Here is an 18,269-nt window from a genome sequence, read left to right as displayed (position 1 = left end):
GGCGCTGCGCGGCAGTTTCATCGAGCTGTCCGACGGCGTCACCCACTACGAGTTGACGGGGCCCGAGGACGGGGAAGTGGTCCTGATGGCGGGCGCTCTGACCATCCCGCTGTTCTACTAGGACGGCCTTGTCAGCGAGCTGCACGCCCGCGGGCTGCGCACGCTGACCTGCAGCGCCTACGGCCGCGGCTACTCCGACCGGGTACAGGCGCGATACGACGAGACGCTGTTCGCGCGGCAGCTGGCCGAGCTGACGGACCGGCTCGGCCTGACGGCGCGGCCCCTGCACCTGGTCGGCACTTCCATGGGCGCGCTGGTCAGCATGACGTACGCCGCCCAGTACCGCGCGTCGGTGTCCACGCTCACCATCGTCGGACCCGCCGGTCTCGCGAAACCGCGGTTGACCTCCCCCGACCGGCTGCTGCGCAACGACTGGCTGGCCGGCCTCATCGCCCGGCGGCGCGGCCAGCAGATACTTCAAGGACACCTGGGACACAACGTCCGCGACCCCGAACTCGGCGCGAAACTGACCGAGATGGTCCTCGAGACCCTCCGCTTCGAGGGCTCGCTGTACGCCGTCTTCGACACCCTGCAGCACCTGCCTTTCACCGGCCGCGACGAGCTCTTCCGGCGGACGGGGGCCCTGGGCATTCCGACGCTGCTGCTGTGGGGCGACGAGGACGACGTCACGCCGCTGGTGCACTTCGACAGGGCGCGCGCTCTGCTGAAGCCCCAGAAACATTACGTAATTAACAAATGCGGGCATATGGCCCCATTCGAACGGCCTCGCGACGTCGCCGATCAGCTCGTCCCGTTCGTGTCCGCACGCACCGAAAGGCTCGACTCATGAGCAACCCGCAGGCCATCGATGTACTGATCATCGGTGCCGGCCCATCTGGCTCCGCCCTGGCGATCGACCTCGTACGCCGCGGACTCGACGTCCGGATCGTCGACAGGTCCCCCCACGCTTTCGAGGGCTCGCGTGCCAAGGGCATCCAGCCCCGCAGCCTCGAAGTCCTCGAAGACCTCGGCGCTCTCGACGACGTGCTGGCCGGCGGCGACATCTATCCCAAGCTCGGGCTTCATGCAGGACCCATCGGTGTGCCGTGGAAGATGTTCCCCCACAAAGAGGCAACCCCGGACGTCCCGTACCCGAACACCTGGCTGATCCCGCAGTTCCGCACGGACCGCGCCCTGCACGCCCGGCTCAGTGAGCTCGGCCGCGAGGTCGAGTTCGGCAAGGAACTGACCGAGCTGACGCAGGACGAGGACACGGTGGTCGCCAAGGTGGTGGGCGCGGACGGGGTCGAGGAGATCGTCACCCGCTATGCCGTAGGGGCCGATGGCGGCTCCAGTGCGGTGCGCAAGCAGCTCGACATCGGTTTCGTGGGGACGACGGACGAGTCCGACCGCGTGCTGATCGTGGATGCCTCCGTGAGTGGCCTGGCCCGCAACCGGTGGCACATGTGGCCCGGCCTCGGCGGCAAGCTCATCGGCGCCTGCCCGATCCCCGACAGCGACATGTTCCAGTGGATGATCCGGCTCACGCCCGACGAGAAGCCGCCCCAGGAGATCGGCGCCATCATCGACCGGATCCACTCCCACACCCGCAACCGGCACATCCAGCTGCACGAGATCCACTGGAAGTCCGTGTTCCGGCCCAACATCCGTCTTGCGGAGCACTACGGCCGCGGACGTGTCTTCCTCGTCGGCGACGCGGCGCACGTCCACACCCCGGCCGGTGCCCAGGGCCTGAACACCGGTATGCAGGACGGCTACAACCTCGGCTGGAAGCTCGGCCAGGTCCTCGCCGGAGCCGACCCGGCCCTCCTTGCCACCTACGAGGCCGAGCGGCAGCCGATCGCCGCCGGGGTCCTGGGCCTGTCCACGGAGAAGTGGGGCGGCATCGCCAAGCTGGACCCCTCCAGCATGAAGCGCGGCAAGGACGAGCAGCAGCTCTCCCTGACCTACTACGGCGGCCCGCTCGCCCCCGCCGACGGCGACAGTGGCGACACCAGCACGCTGCACGTGGGCGACCGCGCCCCGGACGCCCGACTGCTCGGCGCCGACGGCGCCGAGACCCGCCTGTTCAACCTCTTCCAGGGACCGCACTTCACCGCCATCGCCTACGGCCCCGGCGCCACCCGGGACCTCGAACTCCTCGACTGGCCGACGACGGGCGCCCGGCTGAAGCGGCTCACCGTCGGGCCGCCCGAGGGCTTCTCCGACCCCGAGAACACGCTGCGCAGTGCCTACGGCCTGACCGGCGACACGCTGCTGCTGATCCGTCCCGACGGCTACATCGGGCACATCGCCACTCGGGATTTCCTCACCACCACACAATCCGCCGTGCGGGCAATGACGCCTGGGGCAAGGAGCCGCACCATGTTCCAGCCGAGCCACACCTCCCCAGGTTCGGGGGCCACTGGATGAGCCGCGTACTGCTGCGCGGGGCGCAGGTCATCACGATGACGCCGGATCGGCCGGACGCCGAGCAGGCCGACATCCTCGTCGACGGCGAGACCATCGCCGCCGTCGGCGAAACCATCGAGGCGCCCGACGCCGAGGCCGTCGACTTCTCCGGCCGCGTCATCATCCCCGGCCTGGTCAACGCCCATCTGCACACCTGGCAGACCGCGCTGCGTTCGGCGGGCGCCGACTGGACGCTGATGCAGTACCTCACCCATCTGCACGGGGAGTGCGTCGGCCAGTACACCCCGGCCGACATGCACATCAGCAACCTGGCCGGCGCGCTGAACCAGCTCAACTGCGGTACCACCACCCTCGGCGACTGGTGTCACAACGCCCTGTCGCCCGAGCACGCCGACGCGGCCGTCGAGGGACTGGTCCAGGCCGGGATCCGCGCCGTCTTCCTGCACGGCACTCCCTACCGCTCCCCGGACACACCCCATCCGTTCGCCGAGATCGACCGGCTGCTCGACGGCCCCGTCCGTGACCACGCCCTCCTCACCCTGGGCATGGCTCTGCAAGGCCCGCAGTATTCCTCGCCGGAGACCGCGGTGGCCGACTTCCAGGCCGGCGCGGAACGCGGACTCGTCGTCTCGATGCACCAGAGCGGCGGCGAACCTTCACCCGGCTGGGAAGCCGTGCGCAACGCCGAGCTGTTCAGCCCCCTGACCAACGTCGTGCATGGAGCGGACCTGCCCGCGGACTGGCTGAAGACGCTCGTCGAGGCGGGCGTCACCTTCACCACCACCCCGGAGAACGAACTGGGCCAGGGGCACGGCACACCCATCACCGGATCCCTGCTGAGCCTGGACGCGGCACCCTCCCTGGGCACCGACATCGACACCGCCGTACCCGGATCGGTCCTCACCGCCGCCCGGATCGCCCTGGCCCACCAGCGCAGCCTGGACCACGCCCACCACCGGCAGACGACCGGCATGTACGCCAACACACCGTCTGTCACCAGCAAACAGGCGCTTGCCTGGGCCACGGTCGAAGGGGCGAAGGCACTGGGCCTGGCAGACAAGGTGGGCCGGATCGAGGCCGGTATGCAGGCCGACCTGGTCGCCGTCGACGCCCGGGCGCTCAACCTGTGGCCGGCGCACGACCCGGTCGCCACGGCCCTGCACGCCGACATCGCCAACATCGAAGCCGTGATGGTCGCCGGCACCTGGCGCAAACGCGATCACGTCCTGCTCGCACCCGGCCTCGACGAGGTCAAGGGCCAGCTGCGCGAGTCCGGAGAACGGCTGCTGCGCGGCATCCGGCCCGCGGGCTCTCTCGGCTGACACACCGCAACGGCCCCCACACATGAATCGCGCGCCGACGCGCACGACACCGCGTCCTCGTCGGCCCGATGGCCACGCGCCCCCAGAGCCGCACACCGCGGCCTCGTTCCCACAGCAGGAAAGTGCCGTGAGCAGCCCCATGCCGCCTACCGCGGGGATGCCCCGCGACGCTCTGTACCAAGAGCAGATCGTCCAGGCAGCCATCGCCCTTCTGGACGAGGCCGGCATCGAGAGTCTGACCATGCGAAGACTCGGCAGCCGTCTTGGCATCACCGCGGCGGCACTCTACTGGCACATCAAGAGCCGACACGATGTGCTCCTGCTGGCCGCTGACACCGTCTGGGGGCGAATACCTCTCCCCGCTCTCGACGGCCTCGAATGGCGTCCAGCCCTCCTGGCCATGGCCGACAACCTGCGTTCGATGCTTCTCAGGCACCCCTGGCTGCTGGCCGCCATGACCATCCAGCCTCTCGACGGCCCGGCCAGGGACCGCCATGACGAGCACTTGCTCGCGGTCTGCGAGGCATCCGGCCTCACCAGGCGGGATGCCGAGCAAGCCGCCCAGAGCGTAGTCACGTTCGCGATCGGCGCCGCCCTCGCAGCCACCCCTCGCCCGTATGTGTCCTTCGGACTGCAGTCACTTCTCGACGGCGTCGAAGCCAGGCTTGCCGCCTGTACCTGACCCGACACAGCAGAAGAGGCGGACGCCCAGCTCGACCGCCTTCCTCTGAAGATCGCCTCTCAACCCGCTCAGGAGGCCGCGGACCGCACGATGGCGCGGACCGCGGCACGCCCCTCGGGAGCGGGGACGAGCGGGTAGGCATGGACCGCACCGTCGCACACGATGACATTCACGGCCGCCCCTTCCAAAGCAGCCCGTTCTTCCAGGCGCCGGACGTCCGGGTAGCACAAGTCGCGAGTGCCGATGTAGACGTCGACGGGCGCCAGGGGAGCAAGTGGGCCATTGACGGGACTGAGCCGGGGTTGGGCGGGGTCGTCCCCGTCGGCCCAGCCGCGCGCGGCCGCGAGCAGGCTGCTGGTGGTGAGGAACGGATCTCGGGCTTCGACCTCGGGAATCGCAGGGTTGGTGAGGGTCAGATCCAGCCAGGGGGAGATCAGTACTACTCGGGCCGGCTGGGCCAGCCCCGAGCCAACCAGGCTCTGCGCCACACCCAGAGCCAAGCCCGCGCCGGCGGAGTCGCCCATGATCGTGACCTGGCCGGCGTCCAGGTCGCCGAGCAGGTCGCGGTAGACGGCAGTGACGAAGGGATAGGCGTCACGGTAGGTGTACTTCGGCGCCAGCCCGTAGTGCGCCACCTCGACTCGTACACCGGCGTCCGCGAGCTGCGAGATCAACTGCCAGTGCCGGGGCGAGAGGTGTCTGATGTAGGCGCCGCCGTGCAGATAGACGACCGATCGCTCCGCCCGGCGCCCGCGCGGACTGACGGTGTGGCATTCGAAACCGTCGATGCGGCGCGACCTCACGTCGTGCCGCTGTACCAGTTTGGCGGGCGGACGAGGTGGCTCCTTCGACGCGGCCACGGGGTCCGGGGCCGCCTTGCCTTTGAGGGCCAACCGCATGAACGCGGCGACTACGTGCATCTGTGGACTGCTCATGTCTGGCTCTCCTTCTTGGCACCGCGATGCGGCGGTCCGCTTCGCCGACGATCATAACGGTTACACTGTTACCGTTATCGCGCTAGGGTGAGCCGCTGCATTGATCGACCACATCGCCCGTCTGGGCGCCGAGCGACGCACCCGGCCGGCAACTCGACCACGCCCGTCACATCCCATAACGGTCTCGTGATGACCCGTCCGCCATCAGGCCGTCACCCTTGACGCCCACGCCGCCGCGACGCCGGCACCCTGGAGATGCCTCATGATCCTCACCATCACCCTCGCCTGCGTCATCGCCCTGGTCTTCGGGGCGATCGGAGTGCTCAATGCACTCGCGTTGCCGATGGCGCGCGAGCTGGCCGCCGAGACCGGCTTCTCCGTCGCCGCCTACCGCCGCATCGGCGTGCTGCAACTGGCAGGAGTCGCCGGCGTGGCGCTCGGTCTCGCCGTGCCGCCGCTCGGCGGCCTCGCGGGGGCCGGGCTTCTCCTCCTGCTCGCCGGAGCTGTGGTCGTACACCTGCGCAAGGGCGATCCGATTGCCAAAATCGCGCCCGCCGTCGTGTGCGCGGTGCTTGTCGCCGCATACCTCGCGGCCTTGTTCGCCTGAGGGATGGCTTCAGGCCGCCACGCTCCCGAAGGGCAGATCCAGGGCTGACCAACGGGCATCCGAATGCGCCACTGGACCACAACCAACTAAACGGCTACGTTGTATCCAATATTAGAGGTGGCAGGAAACGCAGCCATCTGGGCTCGACGGCGCTCAAGCCGCGACCGCACGGCCCGCCTGCCTTCACCAGCGCCCCTTCGTCCACAGTGCACCCCGAGGGGTAGACGATGCCCATCCTGATCGTGATAGCGATCTACGCCATCCGGATCGCACGCGCCCCCTTGGACGCGCGCCTGAAGAAGCGCCACGTCGGACCCCTGGCGGTCACGACCGGAGCGGTCATGCTCTATCTGGCCTGGGACTGGCTCAGGCCCGAGGGCCTCAGCGCTGTCTATTTCGTCGGCGAGTTCGCCGGCGTCCTGTCCGTCTACCTGATGTCCTGCACCCTGGTACTGGCCACCCGCCTGATGTGGTTGGAGCAGTGGTTCGGCGGCCTGGACCGCATGTACCGTCAGCACAAGCTGTACGCCGTATGGTCCATACTCCTGCTCACCCCCCACCTGCTCCTCCACTTCTTCTCCGGCTTCGACGGGAGCCAGTACGGCTACGCCCACCGGGCCGCATCGGTAGGGATGGGCCATCTCCTCGGTGCCGTCTCCGCCATCGGCCTGCTGCTGCTCGTCCTCATCTCACTCGGCCAGGTCGGCCGCATCCTCCGACTGCCCTACGAGCGCTGGCTGTTCCTGCATCGCCTCACCGGCCTGCTGCTCCTGTCGGCGCTGGTGCACGGCTGGTTCCTCGATCTCATCATCAACGGATCCACGCCCCTCCTGGCGATCTACGTCACCATGGCCACCATCGGCATGACCGCCTACACCTACGACGAACTGGTGCTACGACACAGGGAACCCCGGGCGGACTACACCATCCACCGCGTCGAGCGGCCGACACCCGACATCCTCGACCTCACCCTCACGCCCACCGGCGGGACGACCCTTCCCGTGACAGGGGGCCAGTTCGTCTACCTGCGGGCCGGCGGCTGGCACGAACACCCCTTCAGCGTCGCAGGAACGCAGGCCGACGGCTCGGTACGCCTCACCATCCGTGCCCTGGGCCGCGGTACACGCCGCCTCTACACGGACCTGAGTGAAGGACACCCGGCAACCCTCAAGGGTCCTTACGGCATGTTCGACCACACCCTCGGCGGACCCCGGCAGATATGGATCGCGGGGGGCATCGGTATCGCACCCTTCCTCGGCTGGCTCACCCACCCCGGTGCGGCGCCGCCCCGCACCGACCTCTTCTACTGCGCCCCCACCGCCGAAGACGCGCCGTTCCTCCCGGAACTCGTCGTTGCGGCTGCACACCGCCCCGAAATCCGGCTCCACCCGACGTTCAGCCGCAGCCACGGCCGTCTGACCGCCGAAAGAATCCAGGCCCAGGCCGGACCGATCACCCCCGACACACACGTCTTCCTCTGCGGCCCCGCCTCCATGATCGAAAACCTCACCCGCGCCCTCCACCGCCAGGGCGTCCCCCGCCACCATCTCCACGCCGAGCACTTCGCCTTCCGCTGACGAACCGCCGACCGTACAAGATCACGCGCTCAGCACCAGCAGCTGTGGCGACGCTCCATGCCGACCGAGATGACTCCGTAGGTGGGCAGCCTCAGGTTCGCAGTGCCCTGGCTGGTCAGGCGTCGTCGCGCAGGCGGGCAAGCCCGCTGAGAAGGAGTTCGAGGCCGAAGGAGAACTCCTCCTCGATCGGAACGGGCATCGACCCGGCGACGGTAACCGTTGCCGGAAACAAGGCCGGATCGACGCCCTGAAAGACGGCGGACAGTTGCGCGTCGTCGAGTTGCCCGCCACCGCCATGACCGTTGGCCTGTATGGCGAATCCGAGGACGTAGCGGGAGAAGGTGGCAAACGCATGCGCGGCCAGTCGCGGCGGGAAGCCGCTGTCGAGCAGCGCCGCGACACAGTGCTCCCGCAGCGCCATGGCGTTCGGCCCCAGGGGAATCTCTTCGACCATCAGGCGCGCCGCGTTCCGGTGCCGGGCCAGGGCCTCGAACATGGTGTGCGCGACCGTCCGCAGGGCTTGCTGCCAGCCCATCGCGAGGAGTTCGTCGCCCTTCAGTTCCACGGCGCCGAACATGCGGTCCACGACATGGGCGACCAGCGCTGCCCGGTTGTCGAAATGCCGGTACAGCGTCGCCGTGCCCGAGCCCAGACGCTGGGCCAGCGTCCGCATCGAGAGAGCGTCGGCCCCCTCATCGTCCACGATCTGCAGTGCGGTAGCGACGATGCGCTCCAGCGGCACGGGCGGACGCCCCGGGCCCCGACCCGATGCCGTGGTCGCTCGCACAGGACCAGCTGCTGCCACTGAACGTCCACCTCCTCGGCCAGCACCATAACAGCAACACCGTATCCACTTTGGAGATCGCCGGTTGGGCGCCTGTTTGACCATGACCGGCCGCCGGCGCCCCGGACGAGCGCAAGGATGCGCTGGTAGTCCGGTGGCAGCGAGTCCACGTCCACGCCACGCCCGCGGTGCGGCACCAGTAGCACCGCGTGGCCCGTGACCTGCACCGCAGCCGGTGCGGCTCGGCCATCCGTTTCCAGACCCGTTCCGCGACGGCGCGTTCGTCGCGCTCGGCCCGCACCTGGTCCAGTTGCTTGACCAGCTGGTCTTCCAGTTCGTCCAGCTCCGCGCGTCGCGCCGCTCCGTTCCGCGTTCTCGGACCCCATCATGAACCGGCGAAACCGCTCCAGCCTGCCCGTCAGATGACCAAGACCGCGGACTTCCCCGCTCGACCAGCCTGAGCATCCCAGAGAGCTCGCACACCAGCACTCTGACCAGCACGTTCGAAGATGGCGGATCTTCAATGGGTCACGGCTCGATCAGCGCCGTGCGAAGCGCGTCGAGCATGGCGATGCGGAAAGCGGTCATCGATGCCGCCTTCCCGTCAAACAGAGCGTCGGCTCCGTGGTACGCGCCCGGCTCGACGCGCAACTCGCAGGCGACCCCCGCCTCACGCAGGCGCCGAGCGTATTCGGCACTTTCTGAACAGAAAGGATCGAGGTCACCGACGCCGATCCATGCCGGAGGAAGACCGGTCGGATCAGCACGCCTTGCCGCGGAGTTGTACGGGCGGTCGTCCTCTTCCTGCGGTGGCCGGCCGAGGTATCCGGTCCATGCGAAGCGGTGGGACGCCGGCGTCGGGTGCGGCCGCTACCGAGTTGCCGTGTTGACGTGAACCCCTGGATACCGGTGACCTGGATAACGGTGACGTTGTAGCCGTTATTATCCGCTCCGCCCCACACAGGCGTTCTTTTCACGACGGAGGCTGGGCCGCCGAGGCCCCGCACCTGGTCGGCGTAATCGGCGGCCGACGTCTCCGTTGTAGACGGCAGGAGCCTAACGGGCCGCCAGTCGGCGTTGCGCGGGGCGCTCGAGGAACCGACGAGCACGGTAGTGACATCCGCACCGTCCGTCCCCGGACGATGTGGCACCCATGGCCATCGAGCCTCCCATGGACCTCTGCCTGCGTGTCTCGTCGCAGACGGGCCTGTCACGCGAGAGGCGAGAGCGCAGTACTGGTGTGCCTGGAGCTGCTCTCATCGGGTGAAAGTGACCCGTCAGGCGATCAAGGCGTCCTTTTCTGCGGGTCGTGAGGAGTGGATGTACTGGTCGGCCCAGGCGCTGATGATGTGGGCGGCTCGCTGCGCCTGCCCTCGTGCGGTCAGGAGGTGGTCTGCTCCTTCGAGCGAGACGAAGCTTCGCGGGTGCCGAGCCTTGAGGAAGATCTCCCCGGCGTCGGCGATATCGACGGTGTCGTCGGTGGGCGAGTGCATCACGAGCAGGGGTCGGTCCAACTCACGGACCTGGTCGTGCAGACGGGCACGGCGGACGTCCTCGACGAAGGCGCGCTTGAGGACCAGGGTCCGTCCGCCGACGAACCACTCGTGCTGTCCCTCACTGAGCACGCGATCCACGACCGCGTCGTACTGGTGCTCCACGTGGCTGGGGTCGGCGGGTGCCCCGATCGTGGCGACCGCGCGGACGCCGGTCGCCTCGGCCGCCGCAGCGATGGCGGCGGCGCCTCCCCACGAGTGACCCACCAGCAGACTCGCGGGAGTCCCTCGCTCTGCCATGAGGTTTGCTGCGCGGACGGTGTCCTGGATCTTGACGGTGAAGGAGCCGTCACCCCAGTCGCCGTCGGAATCGCCAATCCCGAGGTTGTCGTAGCGCAGCATGCCGATCCCCTCGCGGGCCAACTGCTTGCTGACCCGCGAGGCGGCCGGCGAGTCCTTGCCGAGAGTGAATCCGTGGACGAAGATCCCCCAGCCCCGGACCTTGCCCTCCGGCAGGTCGATCGACCCGGCCAGCTCGGGGCCGACGACACTCTTGAATCTCACTTCTTCGGACATGTAGCGATCACTCCGGCCGGCTGTTCGTGGAGGTCGGTGTGGAGACGAGGAGTTCGGTGATCTCCTTGGCAAGGTGCGGGCCGAGCTCGCCCCAGCGTTCCTTGTAGCCGTAGACGCCGGCCAGGGTGCGGGCCTCGTAGTCGCCGTTCATGATCTCGATGTCGTTGGCGGTGATGAGCGCCGGGTGGGCGACCCCCACGGCCGCCGAGACCTTGGTCAGCTCCTTGCGCAGGGTGCGCAGGTAGACAGCGGCCCGGGTGGACTTCGAGGCCGGGTCGAGGCCGCGGGCCAGCCACTGGTTCTGGGTGGCGATGCCGGTGGGGCACTTGTCGGTGTGGCACCTCTGCGACTGGATGCAGCCGATGGACAGCATCGCCTCACGGGCCACGTTGACCATGTCGGCGCCCAGGGCGAAGGCGACCGCGGCGTTCTCGGGCAGGCCGAGCTTGCCGGAGCCGATGAAGGTCAGGTCGTCGGTCAGACCCAGCTCGGCGAAGGCGCCGTAGACCCGGGAGAAGCCCATCCGGAACGGCAGCGACACCGAGTCGGTGAAGATCAGGGGCGCCGCCCCGGTGCCGCCCTCGCCGCCGTCGACGGTCACGAAGTCGACACCACGATCCCCACGCGCCATCAGCGTGGCCAGCTCCTGCCAGAAGCCCATCTCTCCGACGGCGCTCTTGACCCCGACCGGCAGACCGGTCTCGGTGGCGAGCAACTCGACGAAGTCGAGCATCGAGTCGACGTCGCTGAACGCGGTGTGCCGCGACGGGGAGGCGCAGTCCTTGCCGACCGGGATGCCGCGGATCCGGGCGATCTCCGGGGTCACCTTCGCGCCCGGCAGCATCCCGCCCAGCCCTGGCTTGGCGCCCTGGGAGAGCTTGATCTCGATTGCCTTGACGGGGGCGCTCGCGACCACGTCCTTGAGCTTGTCGAGGTTGAAGCTGCCGTCCTCGTTGCGGCAGCCGAAGTACGCCGTACCGATCTGAAGGACGAGGTCGCCGCCGTTGCGGTGGTACGGAGACAGCCCGCCCTCGCCCGTGTTGTGCATCGTGCCCGCCAGCGCCGCCCCCTTGTTGAGCGCCGTGATGGCAGCGCCGGAGAGCGATCCGAAGCTCATCGCCGAGATGTTCACCACGCTCGCCGGCCGGAACGCCTTGGCGCGCCCCCGCGGCCCGCCCAGCACCTTGGCCGAGGGCAGTGGAGCGAGCGGGTCGTGCACATCAGGCAGCGTGCCGGCGAACGTGCGCTGCTTCAGGTAGGCGTGCCCCTGCACATGCTCGACGTCGACGTCGGTTCCGAACCCGAAGTAGTTGTTCTCCTCCTTCGCCGACGCGTAGATCCAGGAACGCTGGTCACGACTGAACGGCCGCTCCTCCTCGTTGGAGGTCACGATGTACTGCCGCAGCTCCGGCCCGATCGTCTCCAACAGGTACCGGGCGTGCCCGATCACCGGGAAGTTCCGCAGCAGCGCGTGCCGCTTCTGGACAAGGTCGCGGGCTGCCACCAGCGCCACTGCTGTTGCGGCGATGGCGCCGATCCTCCGGGCCTGCATGAAGATTCCTCCTCGAGGCACGGCTCCATCGCCATGCGGTGGAGCCCGCGTGTGTCACATCGGGTGCCGGACGGCGCACACAGTCAAAGGCGCGCCGGCGCCATCCAAGAAAGGCGAGCCGACTCTAGAAGGCCACACGAATATGCACAGCGACGGCGATCACACCACCCAGACGACCGGCCCCGGGCCGCGCCCGCACACAAGCGCCGGACATGAGCCTGCTGTTCAACCTCGCCGGTTCCTCTGACCTGCTGGTCTTGGTTCGTTCCTGAGACGGCAGGACGGCCGTTCCTCACGCATCGAGGTGTCGGACAACGTCGCGTGAAAGAACGGCCGCTGGTGAGGAGTCTCGTCCCTGAACAGCCCGCTGACGCCGAGCTGGGCATCGTGTTGCACGATGCTGGTGGCGCTTACCCGAGTGGTCACGAGGGGAACCGCTCCGGGCGGAAGTCGGCCAGCATCTCGTCCCTCTTCCCGCTGAGGATCTCCGAAGCGAGGAGCCGGCCGATGACGGGTCCGAGCGTGATGCCGCAGTGGGAAACGGCCTCGTAGTAGCCCGGTACGGACGGTACCGCTCCCACCGAGGGAAATCCGTCGGCTGGGATGGGCCGGTGGGCCACCCGAGTCTGTGCGATGCGGGAGTTGTCGAGTTCGGGAACGAACTTCCGCGCCGATTCATGGAGTTGCCGGGCGAGTTGCGCCGGCTCTTCGCCGGTGTCGATGAGTGCGTCGATCTCGCGGCTGTGGAGGACCACCGAAGCGTCCCCGTCAGGACGGATCTCGATGTGAGGTGCGTGCATGGCCCGGCGAACAGGCACCTGAGCACAGGCGATCCGGGTGACGAGGCCGGGTTCCCGGCGCATCGGCAAGTGCCGTGTGAGGAGCCCGCCGACGTGGGAGGCGCTGGGGCCCGCTGCGTTCACGACGATGTCGACGTCCAGACAGCTCCCCTCGGACAGGGCAACCGTCCGGATGCTCCCGTCGCCACCGGTGCCGATCTCGCAGACCGCGGTGTCGGACCGGAGTTCGGCGCCGTATGCAACAGCCTGGCCGACCAGGCGGCCGACGAGATGACGTCCGTGCACCCAGGCTTCGTCGGGGTAGAACACGACGGGAACCTCACCGGGCGTCGTGACAGCAGGCTCGAGGCGTCGGCGCACCTCGGCCCCGGTGCACACCTCGACCTGGTAGTCCCAACTGGCCAGCAGACCGGCCGTTTCCAGGAGCTTCGCCTGCGCTGCGGGATCCTTTGCTGACGGTGGGCTGCCATGCCCGCGACGTTCAGGTCGAAGTAGGACTTGCGAGCGGTCTTGTTGCTGGCGTTGACCCACGAGAAAGACCAGTCGGTGACGCCTTCGCCCGGCCGGCCCGCGTCGATGAAGACCACCTTGGCGCCCTGCCGGGATAGGTACCCATGTCTCCAGGTGATCAAGGGGAAGCGTCAGCCGTCGCCGGTCCGTCACCCCGCTCTTCAGCCTGATGACCCCGTTCGTCACACTGACGCCGTGCCTCGAACAGCCACCGCCACCTCGTCCCGGCAGGTCCGCCGCCTCACCACGATGGCGTACTTCGGCCCGCCGGTGATCGTCGGGCTGTCGTTGCTGGCCGCCAACCCGGACTGGAGCGGGCTCGGACTGGTGCTCGGGACCTTCGCACTGATCGCGACTCTCTCGCTGATGATCATCGCGGCGCCCAACGGGTGGCTGATCGTCGGCGGGGTGATCGTGGGGATCGCCGCGCTGTCCGGACCGGGACCGGTGCTGCAGGCGGAGGTGATGGCGCACCAAGGGCAGCGGGTGGAGGTGCGGGTCACCGCGGTGCAGGCGTACCAGGGCAAGCACGGGCCGGAGTACACCTGCCGTCTGGGGCGGGTGGACGGCAAGCCGCTCAACCATGCCGAGCTGGGCAACGACTCCTGCGACGGGCCGTTGGAAGTCGGGCAGACCGAGGACGTGCTCGTCGACCCGCACGGCTGGACGGCGCCGGAGCCGGCCGAGACGGACTACAGCGGGATCGACATCGCCGCATGGGCCTTGCCGGTGGTGCTGGTGCTCTTCGAGCTGCTGGTCTGGCTGTCCCGGCGGGCCGGGCTGCGACGGTTCGAGGGTCGATGACGGCGGCCGCGTCCAGCAAGAACGTGGCCTGGCCCCCGCACGTGGTGCGGCGGCTCGCCCGCACAGCCGCGCTCGCCCCCCTGCTGATGGTGGGCATCGGCGTGCTCGGCACCAGCCCGGACTGGTTTCCGGTGGCGCTGATCCTCGGTCTGCTGACCGGGGCGCTCGCGATCGCGGTGCTGATGGCGACCGTGACGAAGGGGTGGGTGTTCTACGCCGGGCTGATCATCCAACTGGCCGTCGTGCTCGGCTCCGGGCTGGTCTTCCGCGCCGCGCTGATGCAGAGCCAGGGGCGGCGTACCGAGGTGCGGATCACCTCGGTGTACACCACCGAGGGCAAGACCGGCCCGATCTACCACTGCAGGCTGAAGCGGACCGACGACAGGCCGATGGCCCATGCCGACATCGTCGGCATGGGCTGCAACGGCACGGAGGACGCCGGCACCACCGAGGACCTGCTGGTGGACCCGAGCGGCTGGCTGGCCCCGCAGCCCGCCGATGCCGACTTCAGCTCCCTCCCCGTCGGCGTCGTGGGAGTCGGCGTCGCGATCGGGTTGTGGGAGCTGACCGTCTGGCAGACTCGCCGGATCGGCCTGCGTGAGGCCGCGGCGAACCGGACGGCGCCCGGTCGGCCGAGGGGCAAGCCGAGCGCCGACAACCGGAGCAAGAAGAAGCGCAAGCGGCGCTGAGCGCTCCGCGGGATGTGCGGCGATGGGCCGTCGACCGTCCGCGGCACAGTCGTGGCTGGTCGCGCCCGCGCGGCGGAAGCCGCAAATTCCATACAGCCCCGCGCCCCTTCGGGGCGCAGCTCAGCCAGAACTGCCCAGCTGCAAAACCGCCGGTATTGCCTCTAGGGCCCCACCCGTCGCCAGTCCGTCACAGGGCCGGGGTTTGAGTGGTCCGCGGGGGTGACCCAGAAGGCTTTGCCCAGCTCAGCGCTGAAGTGGGCGCCTGCCCGGCCGTCCCCCGAGGAGCGGCCCGTCAGGCGGCGGCCGATCCACGGCAGCAGGTGCTGCCGGGCGAAGCGGACGTCCGCCACCCGTCGCGCAGCCCAGCCCGGAGGCGGGGTCGCAGCCATGGGCGTGTGCCATTCGGCGTCCTCGGGGTCGTAGCCGAGCGTCTGCCAGACCGCCTCGGCGACCCTGCGGTGCCCCTCCGCCGTCAGGTGCAGCCGGTCGACGTCCCACATGCGCGGGTCGGAGAGCGAAGCAGCCCCGTACAGGTCGACGACCACCGCCCCGTGCTGCGCCGCGAGCTCGTCGACCGTGGCGAACAGTTCCTCCATGCGTGGCCGGAAACGGTCCAGGACCGGCCCCTGTCGACCGGGGCTGCGCATCAGCACCAGCTGCTCGCAGGCCGGGGCCAGCCGCTCCACGGCCTCGGTGAGCAGCCCCCGTACGCGCCCCATGTCGCACTTGGGCCGCAGCGTGTCGTTGAGGCCGCCCACCAGTGTGATCACATCGGGCCGCATGGCGGCGGCCACGTCGACCTGCTCGTCGACGATCTGCCCGATCAGCTTGCCGCGCACCGCGAGGTTCGCGTACCGGAAGCCGGGGGTGACGGCCGCCATCCGGCCGGCGAGAAGGTCGGCCCAGCCCCGGTAGGAGCCGTCCGGCAGCAGGTCCGACATGCCCTCGGTGAAGGAGTCGCCGACCGCGACCAGGCTGGTGTGTATGGGGTTCTTCTGCATGGCGGAAGAGATGGTATCCCGGTTCCATACCCGTCGGTCGGTCGGCCCTGCCTGTTCGCCGGACGGCTCAGGCCCGCTGCCCGAACAGCTCCCGCAGCACGTCCTCCATGGTCACAAGACCGGCCAGCCGGCCGTCGCCGCCGAGCACGGCCGCCAGGTGTGTGCGGCTGCCGCGCATCGCGGTGAGCACGTCGTCCAGCGGTGTGCCTTCCCGTACCCGCGCGATGGGCCGCATGTCCCGCACCCGGAACGGCACATCCCGCGGAGAGGCGTCCAGCGCGTCCTTGACGTGCAGATAGCCGACGATGCGGCGGCCCTCGTCCACCACAGGGAAGCGGGAGAAGCCCGACTGGGCCGACAGCCGTTCCAGCTCCTCCGGGGTGACGCCCACGCGCGCGTGGACGACGCCTTCCAGCGGGAGCACCACGTCGCGCACCGGACGGCGCCCCAGCTCCAGCGCGTCGTGCAGCCGCTCCAGCGCGCGGTCGTCGATCAGCCCCGCCTCGCCCGAGTCCCGCACGATCCGGGCCAGCTCGGCGTCCGAGAAGGTGGCCGCGACCTCGTTCTTGGTCTCCACCCGCAACAGCTTCAGCAAGGCGTTGGCGAAGGCGTTGATCGCGAAGATCACCGGGCGCAGCGCCCGTGCCAGGGCGACCAGCGGCGGCCCGAGCAGCAGCGCGCTGCGCACCGGCTCCGCGAGCGCGATGTTCTTCGGCACCATCTCGCCGAGCAGCATGTGCAGATACGTCGCCAGGGTCAGAGCGATCACGAAGGACACCGCGTGCCCCGCGGACTCGGGCACGCCCACGGCGTGGAACACCGGCTCCAGCAGATGCGCGATGGCCGGTTCCGCGACCACACCCAGGACCAGCGTGCACAGCGTGATGCCCAGCTGCGCGGCCGCCATCAGCGCGGACACGTGTTCCAGGCCCCACAGCACGCTCTTGGCCCGCCGGTCGCCCTCGGCGTCTCCTTCCACATACTGCTCGATCTGCGAACGCCGTACGGAGATCAGCGCGAACTCGGCGCCGACGAAGAAGGCGTTGACGACGAGGGTCGCAAGGCCGATCAACAGCTGTACGGCGGTCACTTCGTGGCCTCCCGGTTCGTCCTGCCGTCCGCCTCGTCCTCGAAAGGCGCGTGCATCAGTACCCGCGCGGCCCTGCGCCCCGAGGCGTCCACCACGTCGAGCCGCCATCCGCCGACCTCGACGAAGTCGCCCACGGCCGGGATGCGGCCGAGCTCCGTCGCGACGAGGCCGGCCAGCGTCTCGTACGGCCCCTCCGGCGCCCTGAGGCCGACGCGCACGAGCTGGTCCACCCGGGCCGAGCCGTCGGCCGAGTACAGCGCGTGGCCCGCGTCGTCGCTGCCCGCGGGGGCCAGGTCGGGTGTCTCGTGCGGGTCGTGCTCGTCCCGTACCTCGCCGACGACCTCCTCGACGATGTCCTCCAGGGTGGCCACGCCCGCGGTGCCGCCGTACTCGTCGATGACGACGGCCATGGTGCGCTTGCCGGACAGCCGGTCCAGCAGCCGGTCGACGGTGAGGGTCTCGGGGACGAGGAGCGGCTCACGCATCAGTTCGGAGACCCGGGTGTGGATGCGGCGGTGGGCGGGTATCGCCAGGACGTCCTTGATGTGGGCGGTGCCCACGACCGAGTCGAGGCTGCCGCGGTAGACCGGGAAGCGGGACAGCCCGGTCGCGCGGGTCGCGTTCGCCACGTCCTCGCAGGTGGCCTGGACCTCGAGGGCGATGACCTGGACGCGGGGCGTCATCACGTTCTCCGCGGTCAGGTCGGCGAGGTTCAGAGTCCGCACGAACAGCTCCGCGGTGTCCGCCTCGAGGGCGCCCTCCTTGGCGGAGTGCCGGGCCAGCGCGGCCAGCTCCTTCGGGCCGCGCGCCGAGGCCAGTTCCTCGGTGGGCTCCAGGCCGAGGCGGCGCACCGCGTGGTTCGCCGTGTTGTTGAGGTGGCTGATGAAGGGGCGGAAGACCGCGCTGAACAGGCGCTGCGCGTTGCCCACCCGCTTGGCGACGGCCAGCGGCGAGGAGATCGCCCAGTTCTTGGGCACCAGTTCGCCGACGACCATCAGGAAGACGGTCGACAGGGCCGTACCCAGCACCAGGGCGAGCGAGCTCGCCGCCGAACTCGAGATGCCGAGGGCCTCCAGCGGGCCCGCGATCAGCTTGGCGATCGACGGTTCGGCGAGCATGCCGACGACCAGGTTGGTGACGGTGATGCCGAGCTGCGCGCCGGAGAGCTGGAACGTCAGGCTCCGGACGGCCTTGAGGGCGCCCGCCGCGCCCCGCTCGCCGCGCTCCGCGGCCCGTTCGAGCTCGGCCCGCTCGACCGTGGTCAGCGAGAACTCGGCCGCGACGAAGGCGCCGCAGGCGAGCGAGAGCAGGATCGCCACCAGCAGGAGGAGCACTTCGGTCATCGGGTCACCTCCGTCCCATCGTCGGACAGGGGCGGGAGGAACGCGCGATGTCGTGTACTGCGCGCACTACT

The 18,269-nt window shown here is 69.3% G+C and carries 15 protein-coding genes and 2 pseudogenes; 8 read left to right on the top strand and 9 right to left on the bottom strand.

Annotation, left to right across the window (positions count from 1 at the left end; genetic code table 11):
- The 4 genes and pseudogenes from ACFY1U_RS36020 to ACFY1U_RS36005 all read left to right on the top strand — a co-directional run.
- Positions 1–850 (top strand): annotated as a pseudogene (locus ACFY1U_RS36020) (alpha/beta fold hydrolase); the annotation flags it as partial.
- Entirely contained in the window at positions 847–2,433 is a 1,587-nt protein-coding gene (locus tag ACFY1U_RS36015; RefSeq protein WP_390698234.1) for an FAD-dependent oxidoreductase, read from the top strand. The pseudogene ACFY1U_RS36020 and the gene ACFY1U_RS36015, both read left to right, overlap by 4 nt.
- A complete protein-coding gene (locus ACFY1U_RS36010; protein ID WP_390698233.1) occupies positions 2,430–3,755 on the top strand; it encodes an amidohydrolase family protein in 1,326 nt (441 codons plus the stop codon). The genes ACFY1U_RS36015 and ACFY1U_RS36010 overlap by 4 nt, the downstream gene beginning before the upstream one ends.
- A 127-nt stretch (positions 3,756–3,882) precedes the next feature.
- Positions 3,883–4,437: a TetR/AcrR family transcriptional regulator C-terminal domain-containing protein gene (locus ACFY1U_RS36005; RefSeq protein WP_390698232.1), complete on the top strand. Its 555-nt coding sequence runs from the start codon at positions 3,883–3,885 to the stop codon at positions 4,435–4,437.
- A 68-nt stretch (positions 4,438–4,505) separates the two neighbouring features.
- Here ACFY1U_RS36005 and ACFY1U_RS36000 read toward each other — a convergent pair whose 3' ends face one another.
- A complete protein-coding gene (locus ACFY1U_RS36000) occupies positions 4,506–5,372 on the bottom strand; it encodes an alpha/beta hydrolase fold domain-containing protein (RefSeq protein WP_390698231.1) in 867 nt (288 codons plus the stop codon).
- A gap of 262 nt (positions 5,373–5,634) precedes the next feature.
- On the opposite strand from ACFY1U_RS36000, the gene ACFY1U_RS35995 reads away from it, so the two are divergent.
- Positions 5,635–5,979 (top strand): DoxX family protein, encoded by a 345-nt coding sequence (locus tag ACFY1U_RS35995; protein WP_390698230.1) that lies wholly within the window; start codon positions 5,635–5,637, stop codon positions 5,977–5,979.
- A gap of 227 nt (positions 5,980–6,206) precedes the next feature.
- Positions 6,207–7,556: a ferric reductase-like transmembrane domain-containing protein gene (locus tag ACFY1U_RS35990; protein WP_390698229.1), complete on the top strand. Its 1,350-nt coding sequence runs from the start codon at positions 6,207–6,209 to the stop codon at positions 7,554–7,556.
- Positions 7,557–7,671: 115 nt separating this feature from the next.
- Here ACFY1U_RS35990 and ACFY1U_RS35985 read toward each other — a convergent pair whose 3' ends face one another.
- From ACFY1U_RS35985 to ACFY1U_RS35965, 5 genes and pseudogenes are all read right to left on the bottom strand, one after another.
- Positions 7,672–8,298 (bottom strand): TetR/AcrR family transcriptional regulator, encoded by a 627-nt coding sequence (locus ACFY1U_RS35985; RefSeq protein ID WP_390698228.1) that lies wholly within the window; start codon positions 8,296–8,298, stop codon positions 7,672–7,674.
- 570 nt (positions 8,299–8,868) lie between these two features.
- A pseudogene (locus ACFY1U_RS35980) lies at positions 8,869–9,186 on the bottom strand (alpha/beta hydrolase); the annotation flags it as partial.
- 431 nt (positions 9,187–9,617) lie between these two features.
- On the bottom strand, positions 9,618–10,409 hold the full coding sequence (locus tag ACFY1U_RS35975) for an alpha/beta hydrolase family protein (protein WP_390698227.1): 792 nt from the start codon (positions 10,407–10,409) through the stop codon (positions 9,618–9,620).
- 7 nt (positions 10,410–10,416) lie between these two features.
- Positions 10,417–11,961, bottom strand: coding sequence for an FMN-binding glutamate synthase family protein (locus tag ACFY1U_RS35970; RefSeq protein WP_390698226.1), 1,545 nt, complete (start codon positions 11,959–11,961; stop codon positions 10,417–10,419).
- A 422-nt stretch (positions 11,962–12,383) separates the two neighbouring features.
- Positions 12,384–13,292 carry an NAD(P)/FAD-dependent oxidoreductase gene (locus ACFY1U_RS35965; protein ID WP_390698225.1) on the bottom strand — a complete coding sequence of 303 codons (909 nt, stop codon included), beginning with the start codon at positions 13,290–13,292 and terminating at the stop codon, positions 12,384–12,386.
- Positions 13,293–13,466: 174 nt separating this feature from the next.
- On the opposite strand from ACFY1U_RS35965, the gene ACFY1U_RS35960 reads away from it, so the two are divergent.
- Both ACFY1U_RS35960 and ACFY1U_RS35955 read left to right on the top strand, forming a co-directional pair.
- Positions 13,467–14,075: a hypothetical protein gene (locus ACFY1U_RS35960; protein WP_390698224.1), complete on the top strand. Its 609-nt coding sequence runs from the start codon at positions 13,467–13,469 to the stop codon at positions 14,073–14,075.
- Complete coding sequence (locus tag ACFY1U_RS35955; RefSeq protein ID WP_390698223.1) at positions 14,072–14,764, top strand: hypothetical protein; 693 nt, start codon at positions 14,072–14,074, stop codon at positions 14,762–14,764. The genes ACFY1U_RS35960 and ACFY1U_RS35955 overlap by 4 nt, the downstream gene beginning before the upstream one ends.
- Positions 14,765–14,925: 161 nt before the next feature.
- Here the strand turns inward: ACFY1U_RS35955 and ACFY1U_RS35950 are convergent, their stop codons facing one another.
- The 3 genes from ACFY1U_RS35950 to ACFY1U_RS35940 all read right to left on the bottom strand — a co-directional run bounded on the left by ACFY1U_RS35950 (position 14,926) and on the right by ACFY1U_RS35940 (position 18,198).
- Positions 14,926–15,765: an SGNH/GDSL hydrolase family protein gene (locus ACFY1U_RS35950; RefSeq protein WP_390698222.1), complete on the bottom strand. Its 840-nt coding sequence runs from the start codon at positions 15,763–15,765 to the stop codon at positions 14,926–14,928.
- A 67-nt stretch (positions 15,766–15,832) separates the two neighbouring features.
- Positions 15,833–16,855: a hemolysin family protein gene (locus ACFY1U_RS35945; RefSeq protein WP_390698221.1), complete on the bottom strand. Its 1,023-nt coding sequence runs from the start codon at positions 16,853–16,855 to the stop codon at positions 15,833–15,835.
- The gene (locus ACFY1U_RS35940; RefSeq protein ID WP_390698220.1) at positions 16,852–18,198 is read right to left on the bottom strand and encodes a hemolysin family protein; all 1,347 of its coding nucleotides are present in this window, start codon (positions 18,196–18,198) and stop codon (positions 16,852–16,854) included. Before ACFY1U_RS35940 ends, ACFY1U_RS35945 begins: the two co-directional genes overlap by 4 nt.
- Positions 18,199–18,269 lie beyond the last annotated feature (71 nt).

Origin of the sequence: Streptomyces sp. NPDC001351, from assembly GCF_042896045.1 — a bacterium.
GTDB lineage: Bacteria > Actinomycetota > Actinomycetes > Streptomycetales > Streptomycetaceae > Streptomyces.
This window is presented reverse-complemented; position numbering and strand designations above follow the sequence as displayed.